At 43.8% G+C, this 1,302-nt stretch carries 2 protein-coding genes; both read right to left on the bottom strand.

What is annotated here, in order from left to right; translation table 11 throughout:
• The coding region (gene dhaL, locus ACTF5U_RS12460) for a dihydroxyacetone kinase subunit DhaL (RefSeq protein WP_438971952.1) at positions 1–535 on the bottom strand (535 nt) is incomplete at its 3' end.
• A gap of 176 nt (positions 536–711) precedes the next feature.
• A partial coding sequence (locus tag ACTF5U_RS12455) for a porin (protein ID WP_438971951.1) occupies positions 712–1,302 on the bottom strand: 591 nt, incomplete at its 5' end.

The following is a 1,302-nucleotide window of genomic DNA, read 5'->3' as shown; positions in this document are numbered from 1 at the left end:
AGGCGCGTCCTTTGGTTGCGAGCATATCCTTTGTTGATAACATGCCTTCTTTCGCGGTCTGTTTCATGTTTTCCAGTGTGTTTTCTATCGCTTCATTATTAGCGACATCGTGTTTTAATGATTCATTGGCAGGTATTAAGGTATCGAGCATGGTTTTTTCAGCAATACCTGCTTTGCCTCGCTGTTTTACTGATTCCACACCGGCATCAAAAATCGCGGCAATATTCTGAAAGTTCATTTCCTTATTTTTAGCCGTTTTACTCATTGCCAGGAAAAAACTGCCAAATAAGGAACCGGATGCGCCGCCCATAGTGGCCATCAAGGTCATCCCAATTTTCATCAACGCAGCTGACCAGTCCATCTCAGCCAGCTCTGCTTCAATCTTTGTAACAGCGTCAAGTCCGCGCATCAGATTGGTGAGATGATCGCCATCGCCAATAGCCTGATCTAAGGCTGTGATTTCTTCTGCATTTGTTTCAAATTCATTTTTCAGGGCAGTAAAGAACTCTGGCAGATATTGAGTTGAGAGTGTCATAAGCAAGGCTTTTTATATTAGGTGTTAAAAGGCTAATCAATCTGCATGAATAGGTCAATCGGAAGGTTGAATAGCCCAAACAGTGAGGCAAAAAAAAGCCCCAACCCGAAGGCTGAGGCTTTTTTAATCTTCAAAGAATCAAATCGTAGATTTGATTCTTGAGTGATGACAAGTTCTTAGAAGAACATGAAACCACCGATAGCGAAGATGTCTTGATCAAGAACGTCGCTGTCGTCGTTCTCAACTTTTGTGTACTCAGCAACCAATTTCAGGTTTGAGTTCACGTCGTGGTATACGCCCAGAGTGATACGCTCTGATTCGTCAGCACCATCTACTGCGCTAGAAGATTTATCTTCTAACTCTGAGTAGTTAGCTGATACCAGAGTAGTACCTGCGAAACGGTAACCGGCTTGAATGACATACTGATCCCATTCAAGTTTTTCTGAAGCCACTGCAGGAACCGCAACGAATGCACCAGTTGATGTGTCGAAGCTAGCAGCTGAACCTGAAGTACCATCTTCAGAATCTGAGTATTGAGCCATAAACTCAAAACCAGCTACTTTCAATGTACCACCAACAGTCCATTGACGCAGGTCTTCTTCAAGATCGTCACGATCTTCTGTAACACCGCTCAACCATGCAGAGTATGAACCACCATCAAATGCGCCAGCATAAGACAGGTCAGCTTCATAACGGAATTCATCTGTATCTGCACCACTTGCACCAGTTTGCAGTGAAGAGATTGGCAGATTACCGTTACCCGCAAA

Origin of the sequence: Methylophaga sp. (assembly GCF_965655755.1) — a bacterium.
GTDB lineage: Bacteria > Pseudomonadota > Gammaproteobacteria > Nitrosococcales > Methylophagaceae > Methylophaga.
The sequence above is the reverse complement of the archived record's forward strand: the minus strand, read 5'-3'. Positions and strand labels throughout refer to the sequence as shown.